Origin of the sequence: Escherichia sp. KCJ4928, assembly GCF_004352695.1 — a bacterium.
Classification (GTDB): domain Bacteria; phylum Pseudomonadota; class Gammaproteobacteria; order Enterobacterales; family Enterobacteriaceae; genus ECMA0423.
In genome coordinates this window covers 1-1,354 of the sequence record NZ_SJWV01000402.1, presented here as the reverse complement: position 1 = coordinate 1,354, position 1,354 = coordinate 1, and the positions used below count along the sequence as shown (strand labels likewise).

At 55.8% G+C, this 1,354-nt stretch carries 2 protein-coding genes and 1 pseudogene; all 3 read left to right on the top strand.

What is annotated here, in order from left to right; translation table 11 throughout:
• A pseudogene (locus tag E0D98_RS24270) lies at positions 1-503 on the top strand (phage tail protein); the annotation flags it as partial.
• 127 nt (positions 504-630) lie between these two features.
• Positions 631-864, top strand: a complete 234-nt coding sequence (locus E0D98_RS24265) for a hypothetical protein (protein ID WP_240723768.1) — start codon at positions 631-633, stop codon at positions 862-864.
• A gap of 68 nt (positions 865-932) precedes the next feature.
• On the top strand, positions 933-1,354 hold a 422-nt coding region (locus E0D98_RS24260), incomplete at its 3' end, for a tail fiber assembly protein (RefSeq protein ID WP_165941060.1).

Genomic DNA, 1,354 nt, shown 5'->3' with positions numbered 1-1,354 from the left:
GTATTCTGGTGAACAAAACCCCGCTGACGGACACGGACGGTAATCCCGTGATACACGGTGTGACCGCCGTCTGGCGTGCCGGGGAGCAGGAGCAGACACCGCCGGAAGGCTTTGAGTCCTCCGGGGCGGAAACCGCACTGGGTGTGGAGGTGACGAAGGCAAAGCCGGTGACGCGCACCATCACGTCAGCGAACATTGACCGTCTGCGGGTCACCTTCGGGGTGCAGTCACTGGTGGAGACCAGCTCAAAGGGTGACCGTAATCCCTCTTCTGTCCGGCTGCTGATTCAGCTTGAGCGTAACGGTAACTGGGGGACGGAGAAGGATGTCACCATTAACGGCAAGACCACCTCGCAGTACCTGACGTCGGTGATTCTGAATAATCTCCCTGAGCGCCCCTTTAACATCCGGATGGTCAGGGTGACGGCGGACAGTACCACGGACCAGCTGCAGAACAGAACGCTGTGGTCGTCATACACCGAAATCATCGATGTGAAACAGTGCTAAGGGAGACACGGGGCCACAGGGTATTCCCGGGCCAAAAGGCGATACCGGCGAGCGGGGGCCGAAAGGTGATACCGGGCCGACGGGCCCCGCAGGGAAGGATGGCGCAGATTCACAGGCGAACAGAGTGCGTATCAGCGAGAAAACAGAAGTCACCTCCAGCACAGTCGTTTTCCCCTCTTTTTATGGCGGTGCGCAGGGGGAAAATGCAGCCCCTGATGGCGCTGTGATTCTGAATATCAGGACGGCTCCGGTATCACTGACGAACGGCAATTTAGGGGCAGCCTGTGTCACCGCTGTCACTTACGGCTTCCTTCAGGTTCATGATGGCAGCCAGTGGGTTACGGTGGAACATGAATAACATGATTTTTCCGGGTGCGGAAAGCTTAAACGGGTCCCCCGTCCTGAATATTCGTATGAGGAGAAGAAATGAATCTTAAAAATCTGCAACGTTATACTCCTGAGAAGTCGGATGTTCCGGGGGCAATGTACCTGAAGGCAGAGGATGGCCGTGACTGGTATGAAAGCCAGTCGTCATTTAAGGCGGATACGCTGAAGCTGGTTTATGACAGCGAAGGCATAATCACGAGTATCAGTAAGGATGTGTCGATGCTGTGGCCAGTGGGACAGAGTGTGGTGGAGGTTGAGGATACAGAAGAAAACCGCAAAGCTGATATCTCCGGGCGCTGGAAGTTTGACGGGGAAAAAGTCGTTGATACTCTGACCGCGGAGAAAGCGCGCGGGATGAAGGGCGATGAAATAAACGCGTGGCGTAATGCGATGGAGGCGGCGAACTACACGTTTGAGCACAATGGCCGGAAATGGGACTACGGAAAGTCAACGCAGACGCG